Source organism: Streptomyces griseoaurantiacus (assembly GCF_036189845.1).
Classification (GTDB): domain Bacteria; phylum Actinomycetota; class Actinomycetes; order Streptomycetales; family Streptomycetaceae; genus Streptomyces; species Streptomyces griseoaurantiacus.
The window spans coordinates 302,218-321,119 of record NZ_CP108326.1; the positions used below are offsets into that span (position 1 = coordinate 302,218).

An 18,902-nucleotide genomic window follows, 5' to 3' on the forward strand; every position below is an offset into this window, starting at 1 on the left:
CGGCCGGCGGCGGGATGTCACTCGCCCAGGGCCTGGTTGACGACCGACTGGGCCTCCTCCTGCACCTGCCGCAGGTGGTCGGGGCCGCGGAAGGACTCCGCGTAGACCTTGTAGACGTCCTCCGTGCCCGAGGGCCGGGCCGCGAACCAGGCGTTCTCGGTGACGACCTTGATGCCGCCGAGCGCGGCCCCGTTGCCGGGGGCCTCGGTGAGGATGTCGGTGACCGGTTCCCCGGCGAGGGTGTCGGCGCCGACCTGGGCCGGGGACAGCTTGCCCAGCCGTGCCTTCTGCTCCCGGGTGGCGGGGGCGTCGATGCGGGCGTAGGCGGGCTCGCCGAAGCGGGCGGTGAGGGCGGCGTGCTGCTCCGAGGGGGTGCGCCCGGTGACGGCGGTGATCTCGGAGGCGAGCAGGGCCAGGAGGATGCCGTCCTTGTCGGTGGTCCACACGGAGCCGTCCCGGCGCAGGAAGGAGGCCCCGGCGGACTCCTCGCCGCCGAAGCCGAGCGAGCCGCCGGCCAGTCCGTCCACGAACCACTTGAAGCCGACGGGGACCTCGACCAGCCGGCGGCCGAGGTCGGCGGCGACCCGGTCGATCATGCTGGAGGACACGAGGGTCTTGCCCACGCCCGCGTCGCCCGGCCAGTCGGGGCGGTGGGCGTAGAGGTAGGAGATCGCGGTGGCCAGGTAGTGGTTGGGGTTCATCAGTCCGGCGTCCGGGGTGACGATGCCGTGCCGGTCGGCGTCGGCGTCGTTGCCGGTGGCGAGGTCGAAGCGGTCGCGCGCGGCGATGAGGGAGGCCATGGCGTGCGGCGAGGAGCAGTCCATGCGGATCTTGCCGTCCCAGTCCAGCGTCATGAACCGCCAGGTGGGGTCGGCGAGCGGGTTGACCACGGTGAGGTCGATCCGGTGCTCCTCGGCGATGCGGCCCCAGTAGGCGACGGAGGCCCCGCCGAGCGGGTCGGCGCCGATGCGTACGCCGGCCGTGCGGATCGCGTCGAGGTCGAGGACGCTCGGCAGGTCGGCGACGTAGGCGGAGAGGAAGTCGTGGCGGCCGGTGCCGGGGGCGGCGAGCGCGCGCGTGTAGGGGATGCGCCGCACGTCCTTCAGTCCGCCCGCGATGATCTCGTTGGCGCGGTCCTGGATCCAGGAGGTGGCCTCCGAACCGGCCGGGCCGCCGCTGGGCGGGTTGTACTTGAAGCCGCCGTCGGCGGGCGGGTTGTGGCTGGGGGTGACGACGACGCCGTCGGCGAGGTGGGCGGTGCGGCCCCGGTTGTGGGTGAGGATGGCGTGCGAGACGGCGGGGGTGGGGGTGTAGCCGTCGGCACTGTCGACGAGGACGGTGACGTCGTTGGCCGCGAACACCTCCAGCGCGGTGACCCGGGCAGGCTCGGACAGGGCGTGGGTGTCGGCGCCGAGGAACAGCGGGCCGTCGGTGCCCTGTGCGGTGCGGTACTCGCAGATGGCCTGGCTGGTGGCGGCGATGTGGTCCTCGTTGAAGGCCGTGGCCAGGGAGGATCCACGGTGTCCGGACGTGCCGAAGGCGACGCGCTGTCCCGGTTCGGCCGGGTCGGGGTGCAGCGCGTAGTACGCGGTCACCAGCCGGGCGACGTCGATCAGGTCCTCGGGCTCGGCCGGCTCGCCGGCTCGTTCGTGCAGCATGCCCCACTCCTCCGCATCGGTCGTGCGTTCGCTCGCGCTCCCATCTTCCCCCGCCGGTGCGATGTGCACGTCTGCGATGTGCGCGTGTGTGACCGGCGGTGCGGGGCGGAGGTGGGGGCCGGCGTCGGCGGGCACGGCCCGCCGACGGCCGGGCAGGGGCCCTCGGGGAGTCCCTCAGAAGCGACCGCCGGTGAGCCGGGTGAGGGGCCCGTGGCTGTGCCGAGCCGCGCGGCGGCCCACCGCGTAGGAGGCGGCGCTGAGCGCGGTCAGTCCGGCACCGACTCCGGCGGCGACGGCCTTGCGCTGGGCGAGGACCGTCCAGGCCGTCCGTGCGGTGGCCGCGACCTGGCCGGTGGTGGCGACGACGGCCTGCCGGCCGGCCTCGACGCCCTTGACCGCGGTCTGGGCCACCTGCGCCGTCGCGGTGGCCGCGCGCTCGGTACCGTTGCGGGCCGCCGACGCGGCGTCACCCGCCTTGCCCGCGACGGCCTTCGCGGCCCCGGAGGCGGGTGCGGTGGCCTTGTCCGCGGCCCCCTGGGCCTTGGAACGGGTGGCCTCGGCGGTCTTGGACTTCGCCTGCGTGCTGTTGCTGGGTTTGGAGTTCGATTCAGTCATGCACTCCGCTTTGCCGCTGACTCCGACCGCAAACAGCCTCGTATTCTCGGGGGTTGACGACCGTGACGCGGCGGACTGGTGCTGTGCGGCGGCCGGTGGCCGCCTCAGCCGAGCGCCGGATCGGCGAGGGTCTCGGTGACCTGCGCGCGGACCGCCTCCCAGGCCGTGGGGGGAAGGGCGCCGAGGGGTGTGCGGCGCAGGGCGTCGAGAACCTCCGGCGCGCCGGCACCGTGGGACGCGCTCTCGGCGATCACCTCGTAGCCGTCCCGGACGGCGACGCGCAGCAGGTGTCCGCCCTCGGCGTCGGCGTGCACGGCGGTGGCGACCACGAAGGGCGGCGGGCCGCCCGCGTCGCCGGGCAGCTTGCGGTAGCCGCTGGTGAGCGGGGCGTGCCAGCGCAGGGAGAGCAACAGGTGGCGTTTGGCGACGAGTTCGGCGAGGTCGGTCTCGTAGGTCCCCTCGCCCCCGAGGACCCGGGCGCGGGCGTCCAGGACGAGGGCGGCGGGCAGCAGACAGCGCAGCGTGCTGCCGACGAGGTTGCCGCCGACCGTGGCCGCGCGGCGCACGGCACCGGTGCCGACCGAGCCGGCCGCGCGGCGCAGCACCTCGGGCACCCGGTCGTCGACCTGGTGGAGCAGGACGCCCGCGCCGAGTTCCTCGCGTCCGAGGACGGTGGCCTCGGGCACCTCGCGCAGTGACACGGCCTGTTCGGGGAAGCCCTCGCGCTGCCAGGTGGCCCAGACGAGGGTCGCGCCGCCGACGGGCACCGCCCCCTGGGCGAGGCATTCCCGGAGGGCGGACACGGTGGTGGGCAGAGACAACAGCACGGCAGCCGACCTGCTTTCCTGCGAAGGGGGTGACGCCCTGCGGCGGAGGGACGGGCGGCACCCGGGCCACGTGATCGCCGACATGGCGCATTCTGCCGAGGCCCGCGGGGGCGCGTACAGGTCTCATCCTTCGATTCCGTGCGCCCCTCGTGCCGGGCACGCTTCCTGCCGAGCCGCGTCCGGGCGGGTCGTGCGGGGTGCGGGTGGGTGCCCCCTCGATCGAGTGGACCATTCGTGCGGTTAGCATATGAGCGCCTGCTAGCTCGACTGAGAGATAGTTCTGTGACTGACAACGACGGTTCGTTCACCCACTGGAAGCACCGCGAGGAGATCGCGGAGTCGATGATCCCGATGATCGGGAAGCTGCACCGGGAGCGGGACGTCACCGTTCTCCTGCACAGCCGCTCCCTGGTGAACAAGTCGGTGGTGAGCATCCTCAAGACCCACCGGTTCGCCCGGCAGATCGCCGGCGCGGAGCTGTCGGTCACCGAGACGCTGCCCTTCCTCCAGGCGCTGACCACCCTCGACCTCGGCCCCTCCCAGATCGACCTGGGCATGCTCGCCGCGACCTACAAGGAGGACGACCGCGGCCTGTCCGTGAGGGAGTTCACCGCCGAGGCCGTCGCGGGCGCGACCGGCGCCGACAAGATCGAGCGACGCGAGCCGCGCGATGTCGTGCTCTACGGCTTCGGCCGCATCGGCCGCCTCGTCGCCCGGCTGCTCATCGAGAAGTCCGGCTCCGGCAACGGGCTGCGGCTGCGCGCGATCGTCGTGCGCGGCGGCGGCCGGGTGGGCGAGGACCTCGTCAAGCGGGCCTCGCTGCTGCGCCGCGACTCCGTGCACGGCCAGTTCCAGGGCACGATCACCGTCGACGAGGCCAACGGCACCATCACCGCCAACGGCAACACCATCAAGGTCATCCACGCCGACGACCCGTCCCAGGTGGACTACACGGCCCACGGCATCAAGGACGCCATCCTCATCGACAACACCGGCAAGTGGCGCGACCGCGAGGGGCTGTCGCAGCACCTGCGGCCCGGCATCGACAAGGTGGTGCTCACCGCGCCGGGCAAGGGCGACGTCCCCAACATCGTCCACGGCGTCAACCACGACACCATCAAGCCGGACGAGCGCGTCCTGTCCTGCGCCTCCTGCACCACCAACGCCATCGTGCCGCCGCTGAAGGCGATGGACGACGAGTTCGGGGTGGAGCGCGGACACGTGGAGACGGTCCACTCGTTCACCAACGACCAGAACCTGCTGGACAATTACCACAAGTCGGAGCGGCGCGGACGCTCGGCGCCGCTCAACATGGTGCTCACCGAGACGGGGGCGGCCTCCGCGGTCGCCAAGGCGCTGCCCGACCTCAAGGCGCGGATCACCGGCAGCTCGATCCGGGTGCCGGTGCCGGACGTCTCGATCGCCATCCTCAATCTCCAGCTCGCGCGGGAGACCAGCCGGGAGGAGGTCCTCGACCACCTGCGGGAGGTGTCGCTGACCTCGCCGCTGAAGCGGCAGATCGACTTCACCACCGCGCCGGACGCGGTCTCCAGCGACTTCGTCGGCTCCCGGCACGCCTCGATCGTGGACGCGGGCGCGACCAAGGTCGAGGGCGACAACGCGATCCTGTACCTCTGGTACGACAACGAGTTCGGGTACTCCTGCCAGGTCGTGCGGGTGGTGCAGTACGTGTCCGGCGTCGAGTACCCGACGTACCCGGCACCGGCCGCCTGACCGGAACCGGCCTCAGTCCGGCAGCTCCAGCCGGCGCACCTCCCCCGGCCGGACCCGGAATGCCCGGCCGGCGAGGTGGATGTCGAGAGGTGCCTCCTCCGAGGGCGGCACCTCGATCTCCACGCACCGGTGTTCCAGCCGCAGCCGTACGCCCCAGTGGCCGTCGTGGCGCACGGTGAAGCCGTAGGAGGACAGTCTCGGCAGCGGGACCGGGTCCAGCCACAGCGCGCCCTCGCGGGTCTCCAGGCCGGGCAGCCCGCGCTGGACGAGGTCGAGGGTGCCGGCCATGGCGCCGAGGTGGATGCCCTCGCCCGTGGTACCGCCCTGCACATCGGCCACGTCGCTGAGCAGCGCCTCCTGGACGTGGTCCCACGCCTCCGTGCGGCGGCAGCGGGCCAGGACCCAGCCGTGGACCAGCCCGCTGAGGGTGGAGCCGTGGCTGGTGCGGGCCAGGTAGTGGTCGACGGTGCGGCGCCAGAGGTCGTCGTCGAAGCGGTGGCCGAGCCGGGCGAAGAGGGCGACGAGTTCGTGCGGCGGGAGGAGGTGGCCGAGCATGAGGACGTCGGCCTGCTTGGAGGCCCTGTAGTGGTTGACGCTGTCCCCCTCGGCCTCCAGGATCCGGTCCAGCCGGCGGATGTCGCCGTAGCGGGCGCGGTAGGCCTCCCAGTCGAGTTCGTCCAGGTCGCCGTAGCCCTCGAACTGACTGATGACGCCCTCGTGGAAGGGGATGCGCAGGGTGCGGGAGACCTCCTCCCAGCGCCGCAGTTCCTCGTCCGTCAGCTCCAGGTCCTCGGTGAGTTCGCGGCGCCGGGGCTCGGGGAGGGAGCCGAGCAGGTCCAGGGTGCGGGTGAGCACCCAGGCGGCGGTGACGTTCGTGTAGGCGTTGTCGTCGAGGCCGGGCCGGTCGGCGCCGGGATAGGCGTCGTGGTACTCGTCGGGGCCCATGACGCCGAGGATGCGGTGACTGCGCAGGGCAGGGTCCCAGGTGGCCGAGTCCGCCCAGAAGCGGGCGATCTCGAGCAGCATCTCGGCGCCGGCGGTGTGCAGGAACTCGGTGTCGCCGCTCGCCTCGCAGTACTGCCACACGTTGTGCGCGATCGCCGACCCGACGTGCCGCTGGAGGTGGGAGTGGTCGGGCAGCCAGCGCCCGGAGCGGGGGTTGAGGTGCAGCCGCTGGGTCTCCTCCCGCCCGTCGCTGCCGCTCTGCCACGGGTACATGGCGCCGCGTCTGCCGAGGGCGCGGGCGGCCGCGCGGGCGGGTTCCAGACGCCGGTGGCGGTAGCCGAGCAGGGCCCGGGACACCTCGGGCAGGTGCAGGTTGAGGTACGGCAGCACGAACAGCTCGTCCCAGAAGACATGGCCGCGGTAGGCCTCGCCGTGCAGCCCTCGCGCGGGCACGCCGACGTCGAGGTCGGCGGTGTGCGGGGACAGGGTCTGCAGGACGTGGAAGAGGTGGAGCCGCAGGATCTGGCCGGGCTCCCCGGGGACCTCCAGACGCGCCCGGCGCCACAGCCGCTCCCAGGCGGCCCGGTGGTCCTCCCGCAGTTGCTCGAAGCCGGGCGCCGCACCGGCCCGTTCGACGGCGGCGTGCCGCGGGTCGCCGATGGCGGGGTCGCGGGAGGTGTGCAGGGCGACGGTCTTGTCGACGCGGGCCGTCCGGCCGGGTTCCAGCCGCAGGCGTGCGGTGTGCAGGGCGCGCGGGTGCGCGTGGCGGACGGTGACGGGGGCGTCCGCGGTGACCCGGGCGGCCATGCCGATGCGGACGTCGGAGCCGCGGGTGCGGCAGCGCAGCCAGGCGGTGCCGGGCGCGGTGGCGGCCGTGCCGGTGTGGATGTGGGTGAGGTGCCGGCCGTCGAGTTCGCGGTAGCGGGCGACCCCGGCGTTGGTGACACCTCCGTCGAGCGCCGCCTCGACCTCGAGGTCGAGGGCCGCCCCCTCGCAGGTGAACTCGGTGCGGAGCGCGGCGAGATGGGGGTCGGCCATGGAGACGAGCCGCTGCTGGCGCACGTCGAGGATCCGCTGCTCGTCGAGGGCGTAGCGGGTGTGCCGGGTCAGGGTGCCGCCGTCCAGGTGGAGGGTGAGGTGGTGCTCCAGGACGGTCGTGGTGTCGGGGGTGAGCCAGTCGCCGCCGGCGGGGCGGAACCGCAGCGGCAGCCAGTTCGGGAGGTTGACCATGTCCTCGTTCTCGACCTGGCGACCGGCGACCTCGGAGGTGAGGCGGTCGTAGCAGCCGGCCACGTAGGTGCCGGGGTAGTGGACGTCGTCCGCCGTGCACTCGGGCAGTGCGCCGCGGGTGGCGAAGCGGCCGTTGCCCAGGGTGCACAGTGCCTCCCGCAGACGTTCGGCGGCCGGGTCGTAGCCCTCGTACGCCCAGGTGCCGGGGGCGGAGGTGCCGGCGGCGAGGGGGGCGTGGTGCGGGACCGGGGCGAGGGTCGCCGCCGTCGGGTGCCGGGCGGTCACAGGGCGGCCGCGGGTGCGGCGGTGGGGCGGGGGTGCGCGCCGCCCGGCCGGGGGGAGGTCTCCGGCCGGGCGGAGTGCGGGTGGCGGTGAGTGGCGCAAGGCTTCATGCCCGTCCTCGGCTTCCTCTCGTGAGGCTCTCTCTCGTGCACCGGCCCGCTCCCCTCCCCCACGGGCCCTTCCCCTCCAGTCTGTGGGGCGGGCCGGGATCCCGCCCGCCGCGCGGCCCCGCGGCCGGGCGGTGGATCAGCGCGCGGCCGGCGGGACGAGCGTGTTGGCGCCGGTGCGGCCGGCCAGATGGTCCGCGACGTTCCCGGCCGTGGCCTCGGCGATCTGCCCGACGGCGTCCCGGGTGAAGTACGCCTGGTGGGAGGTGACCAGCACGTTGGAGAAGGTCATCAGGCGGGCGAGACGCTCGTCGGTCATGACCTCCAGGGACTTGTCGAGGAAGAACACCCCGGCCTCCTCCTCGTAGACGTCCAGGCCGACGCCGCTGAGCCGCCCCGCTCGCAGGGTCTCCAGCAGGGCGTCGGTGTCCACCAGGCCGCCGCGGCTGGAGTTGACCAGCAGGGCGTCGTCCTTCATGAGGGCCAGCGTGCGGGCGTCCACCAGGTGGTGGGTCTCCGGCAGCAGCGGTACGTGCAGGCTGACGAGGTCCGCCTCGGCGAACAGCCGGTCGCGATCGGCGTACTCCATGCCGAGGGCGAGGCACTCGGGGTTCTCGGCGACGTCCCAGCCGAGAAGCCGCATGCCGAAGCCGTGCGCGATGCGGGCGAAGGCGGCCCCGATCTTCCCGGTGCCGACCACCCCCGCGGTACGGCCGCGCAGGTCGCGGCCCATCAGCCCGTCGAGCCGGAAGTCGAACTCGCGGGTGCGGTGGGCGGCGCGGACGATGCGGCGGTCGACGGCGAGCGCCAGCGCCCAGGCGAACTCGGCGACGGAGTACGGCGAGTAGGCCGACACACGGGCGACGGTCAGACCGAGCTCCGCGGCGGTGTCCAGGTCGATGTTGTTGTAGCCGGTGGCACGCTGGGCGATCATCCGGGTGCCGCCCTCGGCGAGGGCGCGCAGGACCCCGGCGTCGAGGGTGTCGTTGACACTGCTGAGGACGACGTCGTGGCCGGTGGCGGTGGGGGCGGTGTCACGGTCGAGGAAGAGGCCGAGGCAGCGCATTGCGTGGCCGTCCCGGAGGAGGCCGGCGAAGGCGGCGCGCAGCAGGGGTTCCTCGTCCGCGAGGACGCCGTAGGCGACGATCTGCAAAGGGTTCACTCCTCTCACGCTACGGCTCCGGGGGCGCCCCGCACCTGGGCCGAACGGCCCGGGTGCCACCGCGGTGGACATGGCTCGGGGCCCACCGTGCGGTGGGCCCCGGGGCGGCCGTCGCGGTGCCGCTCAGACGCCACCGGTGCGCAGTGCCGGGAGCGGGGCCGGGGTCAGCGGCCGCGGTTCGTCGTCGGGTCCGGCGTGAACACGGGCACGTCGCGTCCGGCCGGCACGACCGGCTCGACCTCGCCGTCGCGCCGCTCGGCCCTCGCCAGCAGCCGGTGCCCGCTCGCGAGCACCGGGATGGCGAGGACGAAGGTGCCGGCCCCCAGGTAGAAGGGGACGCTCAGGTCGGTGGCGTCGGCGAGCTTCCCGGCGACGTAGGGCGCGAGCCCGCCGCCGATGAACCGCAGGAAGCCGTAGGCCGAGGAGGCCACCGGGCGCTCGACGGGCGAGACCAGCATGACGGCCTGGGTGGTGAGCGTGTTGTTGATGCCGATGAAGGCGCCGCTGAGGACGACCGCGACGATGACGACGGCCGGAGTGTCGACGCCCGCCGCGATGACCGCCATGACGATGCCGAGGCCGAGCAGGTTGGCGTAGAGGACGGGCGCGGTGCCGTAGCGGCCCTGCAGGCGCGGGGCGAAGAACACGCTGAACGCGGCGACCAGCAGTCCCCAGCCGGTGAAGACGAGCCCGAGCTGGTGGGCGCCCAGCTCCATCGGGTACGGGGCGTAGCCGAGCATGGTGAAGAAGCCCCAGTTGTAGAGCAGCGCCATGATGCCCATGGTGAGCAGGCCGCGGTGGCGCAGCGCCCTGAGCGGGGCGAGGGGCGAGGTGGGGCGCTCCGGTCTGGGCAGCGAGGGCACGAAGGCCACGGTGGCGACGAGGGCGACGGCCATGAGGACGGCGACACCGAAGAAGGGGCCGCGCCAGCTGATGGCGCCCAGTTCTCCGCCGAGCAGTGGTCCGACGGCGATGCCGAGGCCGAGCGCGGTCTCGTAGAGGATGATCGCGCCGCCGAAACCGCCGCTCGCGGAGGCCACGATGACGGCGAGGGAGGTGGCGATGAACAGGGCGTTGCCCAGTCCCCAGCCGGCCCGGAAGCCGACGATGCCGTTGATGGAGTCGGTGGTTCCGGCGAGGGCCGCGAAGACGACGATGACGGCGAGGCCGGTCACCAGGGTGCGTTTGGCACCGATGCGGCTGGAGACCCAGCCGACGATCAGCATGGCGACCGCGGTGACGATCAGATAGCTGCTGAACAGCAGGGAGACCTGGCTGGGTGTGGCGTGCAGGCTGTCGGCCAGGGCGGGCAGGATCGGGTCGACGAGACCGATGCCCATGAACGAGATCACGCAGGCGAACGCGACGGCCCAGACGGCCTTGGGCTGCCGGAAGGGACTGGCGGCCTTTCCGTGCGGTGCACTCATGTGCGGTTCTCTTCCGAACGAGGGCGGGCGGGACGGGCTGGGGTTGCGCGGCACGGGCCGGCGGCCCTCGCGGGGTCTCGCGCGGGTCGGGGCTCCGTCCGTACGGAGCCGGCGCCGCGCACGGATCCCGTCTCACCCGCGTTCCGGTTGCTGCCGCTCGCGGATCACCCGGGCCAGGGCGGAGAGCGCGAGCTCGGTCGCCCGGCGCTCGGGTTCGCTCAGCTCGGCCATGAGTTCACCCAGCGCCCGCGCGCGCTCGGCACGGCGCCGGGCGAACACGTCCAGACCGGTCTCGGTGACCGTCACGAGCACGCCGCGCCCGTCGCTGCGGTCGGCGGTGCGCCGCACCAGCCCCGCCCGTTCCATGCGGGTGACGAGCTGGGTCGCGTTGGGCTGCGAGATCCCCTCGGCGCGGGCCAGTTCGGTCAGCCGCAGGGGTCCTTCGCGGCTGAGCCGCCCGAGCAGGGCGGACGCGGCGATGCCCAGCCCACCGGCGGTGGCGCTCTGCCGTACGTGCCGCAGCACCTGCTCCACGGCGACGACGAGGTCCTCCGTCGCGCCGTGGGACTTTTCGGAATGCGCGGTGGACATGTCCATCACTGCATTATGCATTTACGTGTACGGTGAAACAAGATGTCCGGGCGCCAGAAAACACCCGTGCGGCACGGTGGTCAGGACCGTGCCGCACGGGCGGTCGGAGGGGCGCACCGTGACGGTCAGAGGGGACGCACCGGCTTGCCCGCCGTCTCACGCGCGGACTCCCGGCCGGGCTCCGGGTCGGGGCTCCGGTCGGCGCGGGGACGCAGCGCACCGGCGCTGAACGCGGCGACCAGGCAGAGGGCGGCCGGTAGCAGGAAGGCGTGGTTGAGTGCGACGACGTGGGTCATCCAGCCGATGAGCGCGGGTCCGGCGAGCATGCCCAGGTAGCCGAGGCCGGCCACGCGGGAGACGTTGGCGCCGGCCGCGGCCGGGTCGGCGTGCCCGGCGGCACTGAACAGCTGAGGCACGGTCCCGGAGAGCCCGAGGCCGAACAGGGCCCAGCCCGCCAGAGCGAGGGGGATCCAGGGCGACACCGCGACGATGCCGATGCCGGCGGCGGCCAGGGCCGAGCCGTACCGGAGTACGGCGACGGAGCCGAACCGGGCGGAGAACCGGTCGGCGAGGAGCCGGCCGAGGGTCATCGTCGCCGCGTACGTGCCGTAGGCGAAGGCGGCGGAGCTCTCGGAGGCGCCGAGGACCGTCCGCAGGTGCAGGGCGCTCCAGTCGTTGGCGACGCCCTCGCTCAGCATGACCATGAGGGCGAGCGCGGCGAGGAACCAGATGCGGGCGGGGGCGGCCCGCCGCCCGGTGCCCTTCGACCCGGCCTCACCCGCCGGGGGCTCGCCCCCGGCCTCCGGGGCGGGCGCGGCGGACAGCAGGCCCCGGGCCGTCACCACGGCGACCAGGACGCCGGCCACCGCGACGGCCGTCAGCGTCCTCGCGGGGCTCCAGCCGAGGCCGCCGGCGCCGGCGCCGAGGAGTGCGGCGAGTACGCCGCCGACGGAGAAGGTGGCGTGGAAGGCCGACATGACGGGGCGACCGTAGGCCTTCTCCACCTGCACGGCGTGGGCGTTCATGCTCACGTCCAGGCATCCGTTGAAGAAGCCGAGGACCAGGAGCGCGCCACCGAGCGTCCAGGTGTCGTGCGCGAGTCCGGGCAGTACGAGGGCGGCGGCGCACAGGGCACCCGCCGCGGGCACCACGGCCCTGGGGCCGAACCGGTCCGACAGCGGACCGGCCAGTTGCATGCCGGCGAAGGCGCCCGCGCCGAGGACCACGAGGAGTCCCCCGAGCACGGCGTGGCCGATGCCGACCTTCGTCTCGATCGCCGGGATCTGCACCACCCAGACGCCCAGCAGGGTGCCGTTCAGCACGAAGTACACGAAGGTCGCCACTCGGGCGGCGCGGAGCGCTCTGTCCACCATGCGCCGACCATATCGAACAATCTGCGTGTTCGAAAGTTCGTAGTTCGAACATCTTGAGTGTGAGTTCTGTCCTGGGGTTCAATCGGGGTATGCAGAACGCGGATCGACATCGAGTGATCGCCGAAGCCGTCGCCTCCTCGGGCTCGGCCACCGTCGCCGAACTGGCCTCCCTGACCGGCGCCTCGGAGATGACCATCCGGCGCGACCTGGACACGCTCTCCGCCCACGGCGTGCTCGAACGCGTCCGCGGCGGCGCCCGCGCGCTCCTCCTCCGGGGCGAGGAACCGCCCTTCGCCCTGCGCGCGCACGAGGGCACGGAGGTCAAGCGCCGCATCGGGGAGCGGGTGGCGGCGCTCATCGCCGACGGGGAGACCGTGGTCCTCGACAGCGGGACGACCTGCCTGGAGGTCGCGCGGCTGCTGAAGGGGCGCCCCGTCACCGTGATGCCGCTCTCGCTCCAGGCCCTCCAGGTCCTCGCCGACGCCCCCGCGCCCACGCGGCTGATCGTGCCGGGCGGACAGCCGCGGGCCGCCGAGGGCGCCCTCATCGGCCCCCTCACCCTCGCCTCGCTGGCCGCCCTGCGCTTCGACACCGCCGTCCTCGGCTGCTGCGGACTGAGCGCCGCCGACGGCCTGACCGCGTACGACCTCGAGGACGCGGCGGTCAAGAAGGCGGCTCTCGCCTCCTCGCGCCGCATCCTGGCGGCGACCGACGGAAGCAAGATCGGCCACACCGCCCACGCCCACGTCGTCCCCGCCGGGCGCCTGCACACCCTCGTCACCGATGCCGGCGCCCCCGAGGACGAGATCACCGCGATCGCCGAGGGCGGGACCGTCCTGGAGGTCGTGGCCTGAAGGGGGCGCGGCGCCGCCGCCCCGCCGTTCCATGGGCCGCGTCCGCCCCCCGCCCTCACGCGAAGGCCGCGCCGATGGCGTCCCCTGTCTCGTTCAGCACGTCACGCGCGACCCGGACGTCGCGGGTGAAGGACAGGAAGGCGTGAGGCACCCCCTCGACCGCCCGGTGCGTCACCGGCACTCCGGCTGCGCGGAGCGCCTCCACGTACCGGACACCCTGGTCGCGCAGGGGGTCCAGCCCGGCGGTGACGACGAACGCGGCCGGGAGGCCCGTGAGATCGTCCGCGCGCAGCGTGGAGACACGCGGGTCGGCGCCCTCGTCGGGGGTGTTCAGGTAGGCACCCCAGAACCACTCGAGCCAGGGGCGGGTCAGCAGGGGGCCGGCGGCGTTGTCGTACATCGACGCGCCGTCGTCGAAACGGTCGGTCGCGGGGTAGGCGAGGGCCTGGAAGGCGACAGCCGGTCCCCCGCGTCGCTTCGCCTCCTGCGCGGTGACCGCGGCGAGGTTGCCTCCGGCGCTCTCCCCGAACAGGGCGATCCGCCCCGGATCGACGCCGAGGGCGCGGGCGTCGCGCTCGACCCACCGCAGTGCCGCGTAGGCGTCCTCGACGGCTCCCGGGAACCGGTGCTCCGGCGCCAGCCGGTAGTCGACGGAGACGACGACGGTCCTCGACCGTGTCGCGACGACCCTGGCGTAGTGGTCCTGGCTGTCGAGGTCGCCGAACACCCAGCCGCCGCCGTGGAGGAACACCGTCACCGGAGCGGGCGCGCCCGCCGCGAGCGTCAGGGGCGTGTAGACGCGGACCGGGACGTCGTGGTCGCCGTTGCGGAACCTCGTGTCGCGCACCTTGCGAACCGGCACGACGTCACCGGCGAACGAGGCGAACGCGCGGCCGGCGGCGCGGTTCTCGGCAACGGTGAGGGTGTTGGGCGCGAGGGCGGGGGTCGCGGCCAGGTCCTCCAGCACGGCCTGGATCTGGGGGTCGAGTGGCGTGGGCGTGGAGTCGGGCATGGCGCTGCACCTTTCGGGGATCGGACGCCGAGCGTGCGCCGGGGCATGGCCCCGGGAGCGACTCCCGGAGTGATCTTGGAATCAACACTCCAAAAGTAGAAGGCGCCTCATTGGAAAGGCAATTCCAATGAGGGGGTAGGCTGGACCCCATGCAGACGCGAAGCGAGAGGACCCGGGGGAAGGCCGCGAGCACCGAAGGCGGCCGTCGCACGCGGGATCGGATCCTGCACGCGGCCGCCGAGCTGATGTTCCAGCAGGGTGTCGCCGGCACGAGCATCCCCGACGTGCAGCGGCGCGCCCGGGCGAGCGCCTCGCAGATCTACCACTACTTCGGGGACAAGAAGGGCCTCACGGCGGCGGTGATCGAGTACCAGAGCACCGTGAAGCTCGAACAGCAGCGCCCCCTGCTCGACCACCTCGACAGCATCGACGCGCTGCGCGCATGGTGCGAGGGCGCGGCGGTCCGCCTGGACGCGGTGCACTGCGCGGGAGGCTGCGAGATCGGCTCGCTGGCGAGCGAACTGTCGGACATCGACCCCTCCGCACGGCTCGGCCTGGCCACGGGCTTCGCCGCCTGGCAGAACGCGATCGAATCCGGGCTCGCCCGGATGCGCGAGCGCGGTGACCTCGAGGCCGACGAGGACGTGTCGGCGCTCGCGGTCACGCTGCTGGCCGCGATCCAGGGCGGCATGCTGCTGTCGCAGGTCAACCGGGACGCCACCCCGTACCGCCGTGCGGTCAACGTGGTCATCGACCACATCGCGGACCGCGTGGAGGCGGCTCGGGGCGCGCGGCTCGCCAATCCCTGAAGCGACGCGGCCGGAGCCCCGCCGCCGCCCTGTGCCGCCGCCGTATGCCGCCGCGGCGGACACGGCACGGATGGTCACCGGAGTGCGGAACCCTGTGGAAAACAGTGGCGACGACGGTGCGGTGGGGGAAGCCTCGTGGCCATGACCCTACTGACCCATTGGCCACTTGCCGGCCTGTGCCTGACCACCCCGCGCCTGGAGCTGCGGTTGCCGGACCTGGACGATCTCGCCGCCCTGGCCTCACTCGCCGCCGAGGGTGTGCACGACCCGGCGGTGCAGCCGTTCACCGCGGCGTGGACCGACGCGCCTCCCGAGGAGCGCGCGCGCAACGTCCTGCAGTACCACTGGCGTTGCTGGGGCGAGTGGCAGCCGGACGACTGGGAGCTGGGCCTGGTGGCGGTGCGGGACGGGCTCGTCGTGGGCGCGCAGGGCATCGGCGCCCGGGGGTTCGCCGTCCTGCGCGAGGTGACCACCGGCTCGTGGGTGGGCAGCGCCCATCACGGCCAGGGGCTGGGAACGGAGATGCGCGCGGCCGTCCTCCATCTGGCCTTCGCCGGACTCGGCGCACAGCACGCCGTCTCCGGCGCCTTCTCCGACAACGCGGCCTCACAGGCCGTCTCGCGCAAGTTCGGCTACCGCGAGGACGGCGTCGAACGGCACGTCGTACGCGGCGCGCCGGCCGCGCTGCGCCGGCTCCGCCTCACCGCCGAACAGTGGCGGTCGCACCAGCCGGTCCCCGTGACGTGCGAAGGACTGCGGGCCTGCCTGCCGTGGTTCGGCCTCCAGTGACGAGTGGTACCTGTCGGCGGTGACACGCGTCGGCGGAACCGCTGCCGTCCTGGCGCCCGTCGCACCACCCACGGGGTGAGTGCCTCACCTGCTCACTCCCCGCGGGCGGTGCAGGGGCGCGCTCAGGCGTCGCCCATGACGAGGCCCTCGATGGTGTGCAGCTGGGTCACCGGCGTCAGTTCGTCCACGATCGCGCAGTCGAGGTGCCGGCGGACCCGCTCCGGGAGCGTCTCCCAGTAGGCGCGGGTGACGGCCGCGTCGTGCCGTTCGCCGTTGTTCGCCTCCGGTCCGTCGACGCCCAGGACCAGCACCGGCCGGGACTTGGCGGACTGGTTGGCGGTCCCCCGGTGGATCGTCAGCGCGGTCCGCGCGGAGATGTCGCCGCGCCGGGGGTACTTGCGCACCGCCCGCCGCAGATAGCGGTCGTAGTCGGCCTTGGGCGGGAACATGCCGTGCTCGAAGTCCTCGCTGTCGTCCCACTGGGTGCCGGGGGCGATCTCGAAGGGGCCCATGTCCTCCTCGGTGTCCACCGTGGTCACGTTGAAGGCGAGCGAGGTGAGACGACGCTCACGGCGGGTCTCCTCGGGCATGGGGAAGTCACGGTGCCAGGGCTGGTTGACCGCACCCTCCAGCGGCACGTCGAAGCCGAGTTCCACGATGCGGTAGTCGGGCCCCAGCGTCGCCGTGCACAGGGAGCGCACCCACGGGTGGTCCACCAGTTCGACGAAACCCCTGATCTGCTCCGGGTGGATCTCCACGTAGTACCGGTTCGGTCCGCGCCCCACGGCGCCGCCGGGCCGCGAGCGGGCCTCCTCGAACGCCTTTGCCACGTCCTCGCCCAGCCGGTCCGCCCACTCGGGCGTGAAGGCGCCCTTGCGTGCCGTGATGCCGTCCGAGTACAGGGCCGCCACCTCAGCGGACACGTCGATGTCCAGAGCGGCGGCATCGACGCCCGGGAAGACCGGGGAACCGAGGGAACGGCGGGAACCTCGGGAATCCGCAGAATCGGGAGAAACGGACACGTTCATGCTGCGCCTCCTCGCGCTGTGCTTGCCTCTCCCATCGTGCGACGTTGATTGCGACGTTGCAATAGTCGAGCGGGAGATCTTTTCGGAGCCACCGCCGCGTGCGAGGATGGCGGTCGTGAGCAGTCGCCTGAAGGATGTCGCCGCCCTCGCGGGGGTGTCGACGCGTACGGTCTCCAATGTCGTCAGCGGGTCGGCCGCCGTGGCCGAGGAGACGCGCGCACGCGTTCAGGCCGCACTCGACGAACTGGGCTACCGGCCGAACGTCGCCGCCCGCAATCTGCGCGCCGGCCGCACCGGGCTGATCGGCCTCGCGATCCCCGAGCTGCACTCCCCGTACTTCGGTGAACTCGCCGGCCTGATCGTCCGGGCCGCCCAGCAGCGCGCGTGGACCGTCGTCATCGACCAGACCTTCGGGGATCCGGAGGCGGAACGCAGACTGCTCGACGGCGGCGACGGCCGTCTGGTGGACGGCCTCATCATCAGCCCCTGGGCACTCGGACCGGAGGAGGTGACCGGCCGCTCCCGCAACGTGCCCGTCGTCCTCCTCGGCGAACGCCGGCCGCACGGCCTCGCCGACCGTGTCGCCGCGGACAACGTGCTCGCGGCCGAGGAGGCCACGACCCATCTCCTGGAAGCGGGACACCGGCGCATCGCGGCCCTCGGCCCACAGCCGCACCTGCACAACGAGACGGCGAGGCAGCGTCTGGAGGGGTACCGCGAGGCGTTCCGCCGTGCCGGACTCACCCCGGATCCCGCGCTGGAACAGCCCGTGAGGACGCTGCACCGCGAGGACGGGGCACGGGCGATGGCCGCCCTGCTGGACGCCGGCGCCCGGCCCGACGCGGTCTTCGCGTTCACCGACGAACTCGCCCTGGGCGCCCTGCACGTGGCTCACGAACGCGGCCTGCGCGTGCCGGACGACGTGGCCTTCGTGGGCTTCGACGACATCGAGGACGGCCGCTACGCCAACCCACCGCTCACGACAGTGGCCCCGGACAAGCAGCAGATCGCCGAGCGGGCCCTGCAGTGCCTCGCGGACCGCATCTACAGCCCCGCCTCCGCGGTGCCGCCCCTGGACGTGGTGATTCCGCACCGCCTCGTGGTGCGCGCGAGCAGTACGCGCACTTCCTGACAACGGCGCAACTCCCCCACCGCCTGCCCACCTTCACCGCTTCGTCCCTTCGTCCCTTCGTCCCTTCGCCCGGAAGGCACTCACCGGACGGCGCGGGGGGCCGACACGCGAATGCCCTGGGAGCGCAGCCTGCTCCCAGGGCACTCGATCGACATCGGCCGGCCGGTCAGTCCTCCACGCCCGCGCCGGTGAAGTCGGGCACGGCGGCGAGCGTGGCCGCGACCTCGGGGTTGTCGGCATTGCGACGCCGGTGCAGCTCCTGGATCTTGGCGTTCAGCTCGGGGTCGTCGTCGTCGCTGACGTCGAAGATCTCCAGTCGATCCGCCAGGTGCAGGCCGAGCTCGTCGGTCCGGTACGTGGTCGGGTGCGTGAGATACGCGTAGAGGCCGTCGAGGTCCTCCACCACGAACACCGCGCCGTACGTGTAGTCGGCGCCGTGCTCGCGTCCGACGACGAAGGACTTGACCGCCGGGTTGGAGCGGCCCTGCTCACGCCAGCTCTCCAGCACCGCCTCGACCTGCTCGGGGGTCGCACTGTCCTTCACCGTGGCGCGGTTGATGTGGTAGATCACGTCGCAACTCCTAACGTTGTTAGACTTCCTAACGTCGTTAACCTAAGGGCACGGTGCCGATGCCGTCAAGCGCGGCGGATACTGTGCGAGGACACCGAGGGAGCGAAGAACCAGGACATGCCGCACACCACACGACGAGCCCGTGAACGGGCGGAGACCCGCGAGCGAATCGTCGAGGCCGCCCTGCACGTACTGGAGACCGAGGGCCTTTCGGCGCTCACGGTCCGGCGTATCGCGAACGACGTGGAGTACTCCGCGCCCGTCGTCTATCAGCACTTCGCCAACAAGGGCGCCCTCATGGCGGAGTTGGTGGCTCACGGCCACCGCCTGATGCTGGCCGGGTTCGCGCACGTCGCCGAGGAACCGGACGTCGAGCGGCGGTTGACGCGGACAGCCTCGGAGTACGTCAGGTTCGCGGGCGACCATCCGCACCTCTACGCCCTCATGAACGGCACGGCGGTCGACGCCGAGGCACGCCGCCACGCCGCGGAAGCGGCCATCGCCCTGCTGAGGGAACTGCTCACCGCCTGGTCCGCGACCCATGCCGTGCCCCTGCCCGACCTCGACGAGGCGTGCGAGATCATCTGGGGCACGCTGTACGGCATCGCCTCACTCGGCCAACTCGACACCGTCGGCAACGAACGCGCCCGCCGACTCGCCCAACAGGCGATCCAGGCGCTCCTCTTGGGCTGGCGGGCCGAGGCCGGCACCTAGGGTCTCCCGGTTCGGGGCATCCCGGCGTCGCGGGACCCGGCA

General features: G+C 72.9%; 16 protein-coding genes and 1 pseudogene. 6 read left to right on the forward strand and 11 right to left on the reverse strand.

Annotated elements, in window-relative coordinates; translation table 11 throughout:
• Positions 1 to 17: 17 nt before the first annotated feature.
• The 3 genes from pgm to OHB09_RS01325 form a co-directional block, all read right to left on the reverse strand.
• Positions 18 to 1,658, reverse strand: coding sequence for a phosphoglucomutase (alpha-D-glucose-1,6-bisphosphate-dependent) (gene pgm, locus OHB09_RS01315; RefSeq protein ID WP_328921466.1), 1,641 nt, complete (start codon positions 1,656 to 1,658; stop codon positions 18 to 20).
• Positions 1,659 to 1,832: 174 nt separating this feature from the next.
• Complete coding sequence (locus OHB09_RS01320) at positions 1,833 to 2,273, reverse strand: hypothetical protein (RefSeq protein ID WP_191890540.1); 441 nt, start codon at positions 2,271 to 2,273, stop codon at positions 1,833 to 1,835.
• 104 nt (positions 2,274 to 2,377) lie between these two features.
• A complete protein-coding gene (locus OHB09_RS01325; protein WP_328921467.1) occupies positions 2,378 to 3,100 on the reverse strand; it encodes an FAD binding domain-containing protein in 723 nt (240 codons plus the stop codon).
• 282 nt (positions 3,101 to 3,382) lie between these two features.
• Here OHB09_RS01325 and OHB09_RS01330 point away from each other — a divergent pair, with 282 nt between their 5' ends.
• Positions 3,383 to 4,834: a glyceraldehyde-3-phosphate dehydrogenase gene (locus tag OHB09_RS01330; protein ID WP_191854207.1), complete on the forward strand. Its 1,452-nt coding sequence runs from the start codon at positions 3,383 to 3,385 to the stop codon at positions 4,832 to 4,834.
• Positions 4,835 to 4,846: 12 nt separating this feature from the next.
• On the opposite strand, the gene OHB09_RS01335 is transcribed toward OHB09_RS01330, so the two are convergent.
• From OHB09_RS01335 to OHB09_RS01355, 5 genes and pseudogenes are all read right to left on the reverse strand, one after another.
• Positions 4,847 to 7,294: a glycoside hydrolase family 65 protein gene (locus OHB09_RS01335; protein WP_328921468.1), complete on the reverse strand. Its 2,448-nt coding sequence runs from the start codon at positions 7,292 to 7,294 to the stop codon at positions 4,847 to 4,849.
• A 243-nt stretch (positions 7,295 to 7,537) separates the two neighbouring features.
• Positions 7,538 to 8,551 carry a 2-hydroxyacid dehydrogenase gene (locus OHB09_RS01340; protein WP_328922976.1) on the reverse strand — a complete coding sequence of 338 codons (1,014 nt, stop codon included), beginning with the start codon at positions 8,549 to 8,551 and terminating at the stop codon, positions 7,538 to 7,540.
• Between the two features lie 212 nt (positions 8,552 to 8,763).
• A pseudogene (locus OHB09_RS01345) lies at positions 8,764 to 9,987 on the reverse strand (MFS transporter); the annotation flags it as partial.
• A 132-nt stretch (positions 9,988 to 10,119) separates the two neighbouring features.
• Positions 10,120 to 10,578: a MarR family winged helix-turn-helix transcriptional regulator gene (locus tag OHB09_RS01350; RefSeq protein WP_191854412.1), complete on the reverse strand. Its 459-nt coding sequence runs from the start codon at positions 10,576 to 10,578 to the stop codon at positions 10,120 to 10,122.
• A 125-nt stretch (positions 10,579 to 10,703) separates the two neighbouring features.
• Entirely contained in the window at positions 10,704 to 11,951 is a 1,248-nt protein-coding gene (locus OHB09_RS01355; protein WP_328921469.1) for an MFS transporter, read from the reverse strand.
• An 89-nt stretch (positions 11,952 to 12,040) separates the two neighbouring features.
• Here OHB09_RS01355 and OHB09_RS01360 point away from each other — a divergent pair, with 89 nt between their 5' ends.
• Positions 12,041 to 12,805 (forward strand): DeoR/GlpR family DNA-binding transcription regulator, encoded by a 765-nt coding sequence (locus tag OHB09_RS01360; protein WP_093596153.1) that lies wholly within the window; start codon positions 12,041 to 12,043, stop codon positions 12,803 to 12,805.
• A gap of 55 nt (positions 12,806 to 12,860) precedes the next feature.
• Here OHB09_RS01360 and OHB09_RS01365 read toward each other — a convergent pair whose 3' ends face one another.
• Positions 12,861 to 13,817 (reverse strand): alpha/beta hydrolase, encoded by a 957-nt coding sequence (locus tag OHB09_RS01365; RefSeq protein WP_328921470.1) that lies wholly within the window; start codon positions 13,815 to 13,817, stop codon positions 12,861 to 12,863.
• Positions 13,818 to 13,966: 149 nt separating this feature from the next.
• Here OHB09_RS01365 and OHB09_RS01370 point away from each other — a divergent pair, with 149 nt between their 5' ends.
• A complete protein-coding gene (locus tag OHB09_RS01370; RefSeq protein WP_191890532.1) occupies positions 13,967 to 14,626 on the forward strand; it encodes a TetR/AcrR family transcriptional regulator in 660 nt (219 codons plus the stop codon).
• A 141-nt stretch (positions 14,627 to 14,767) separates the two neighbouring features.
• Entirely contained in the window at positions 14,768 to 15,415 is a 648-nt protein-coding gene (locus OHB09_RS01375) for a GNAT family N-acetyltransferase (protein ID WP_328921471.1), read from the forward strand.
• A gap of 122 nt (positions 15,416 to 15,537) precedes the next feature.
• On the opposite strand, the gene OHB09_RS01380 is transcribed toward OHB09_RS01375, so the two are convergent.
• Positions 15,538 to 16,443, reverse strand: a complete 906-nt coding sequence (locus tag OHB09_RS01380) for a phytanoyl-CoA dioxygenase family protein (protein ID WP_328921472.1) — start codon at positions 16,441 to 16,443, stop codon at positions 15,538 to 15,540.
• A gap of 115 nt (positions 16,444 to 16,558) precedes the next feature.
• Between OHB09_RS01380 and OHB09_RS01385 the strand changes: the two genes are divergently transcribed.
• On the forward strand, positions 16,559 to 17,575 hold the full coding sequence (locus OHB09_RS01385; RefSeq protein ID WP_006137027.1) for a LacI family DNA-binding transcriptional regulator: 1,017 nt from the start codon (positions 16,559 to 16,561) through the stop codon (positions 17,573 to 17,575).
• Positions 17,576 to 17,741: 166 nt separating this feature from the next.
• Here the strand turns inward: OHB09_RS01385 and OHB09_RS01390 are convergent, their stop codons facing one another.
• Positions 17,742 to 18,146, reverse strand: a complete 405-nt coding sequence (locus OHB09_RS01390; RefSeq protein WP_006137026.1) for a Dabb family protein — start codon at positions 18,144 to 18,146, stop codon at positions 17,742 to 17,744.
• Positions 18,147 to 18,263: 117 nt separating this feature from the next.
• Here OHB09_RS01390 and OHB09_RS01395 point away from each other — a divergent pair, with 117 nt between their 5' ends.
• The gene (locus tag OHB09_RS01395; RefSeq protein WP_328921473.1) at positions 18,264 to 18,860 is read left to right on the forward strand and encodes a TetR/AcrR family transcriptional regulator; all 597 of its coding nucleotides are present in this window, start codon (positions 18,264 to 18,266) and stop codon (positions 18,858 to 18,860) included.
• The last annotated feature ends 42 nt before the right edge of the window (positions 18,861 to 18,902 follow it).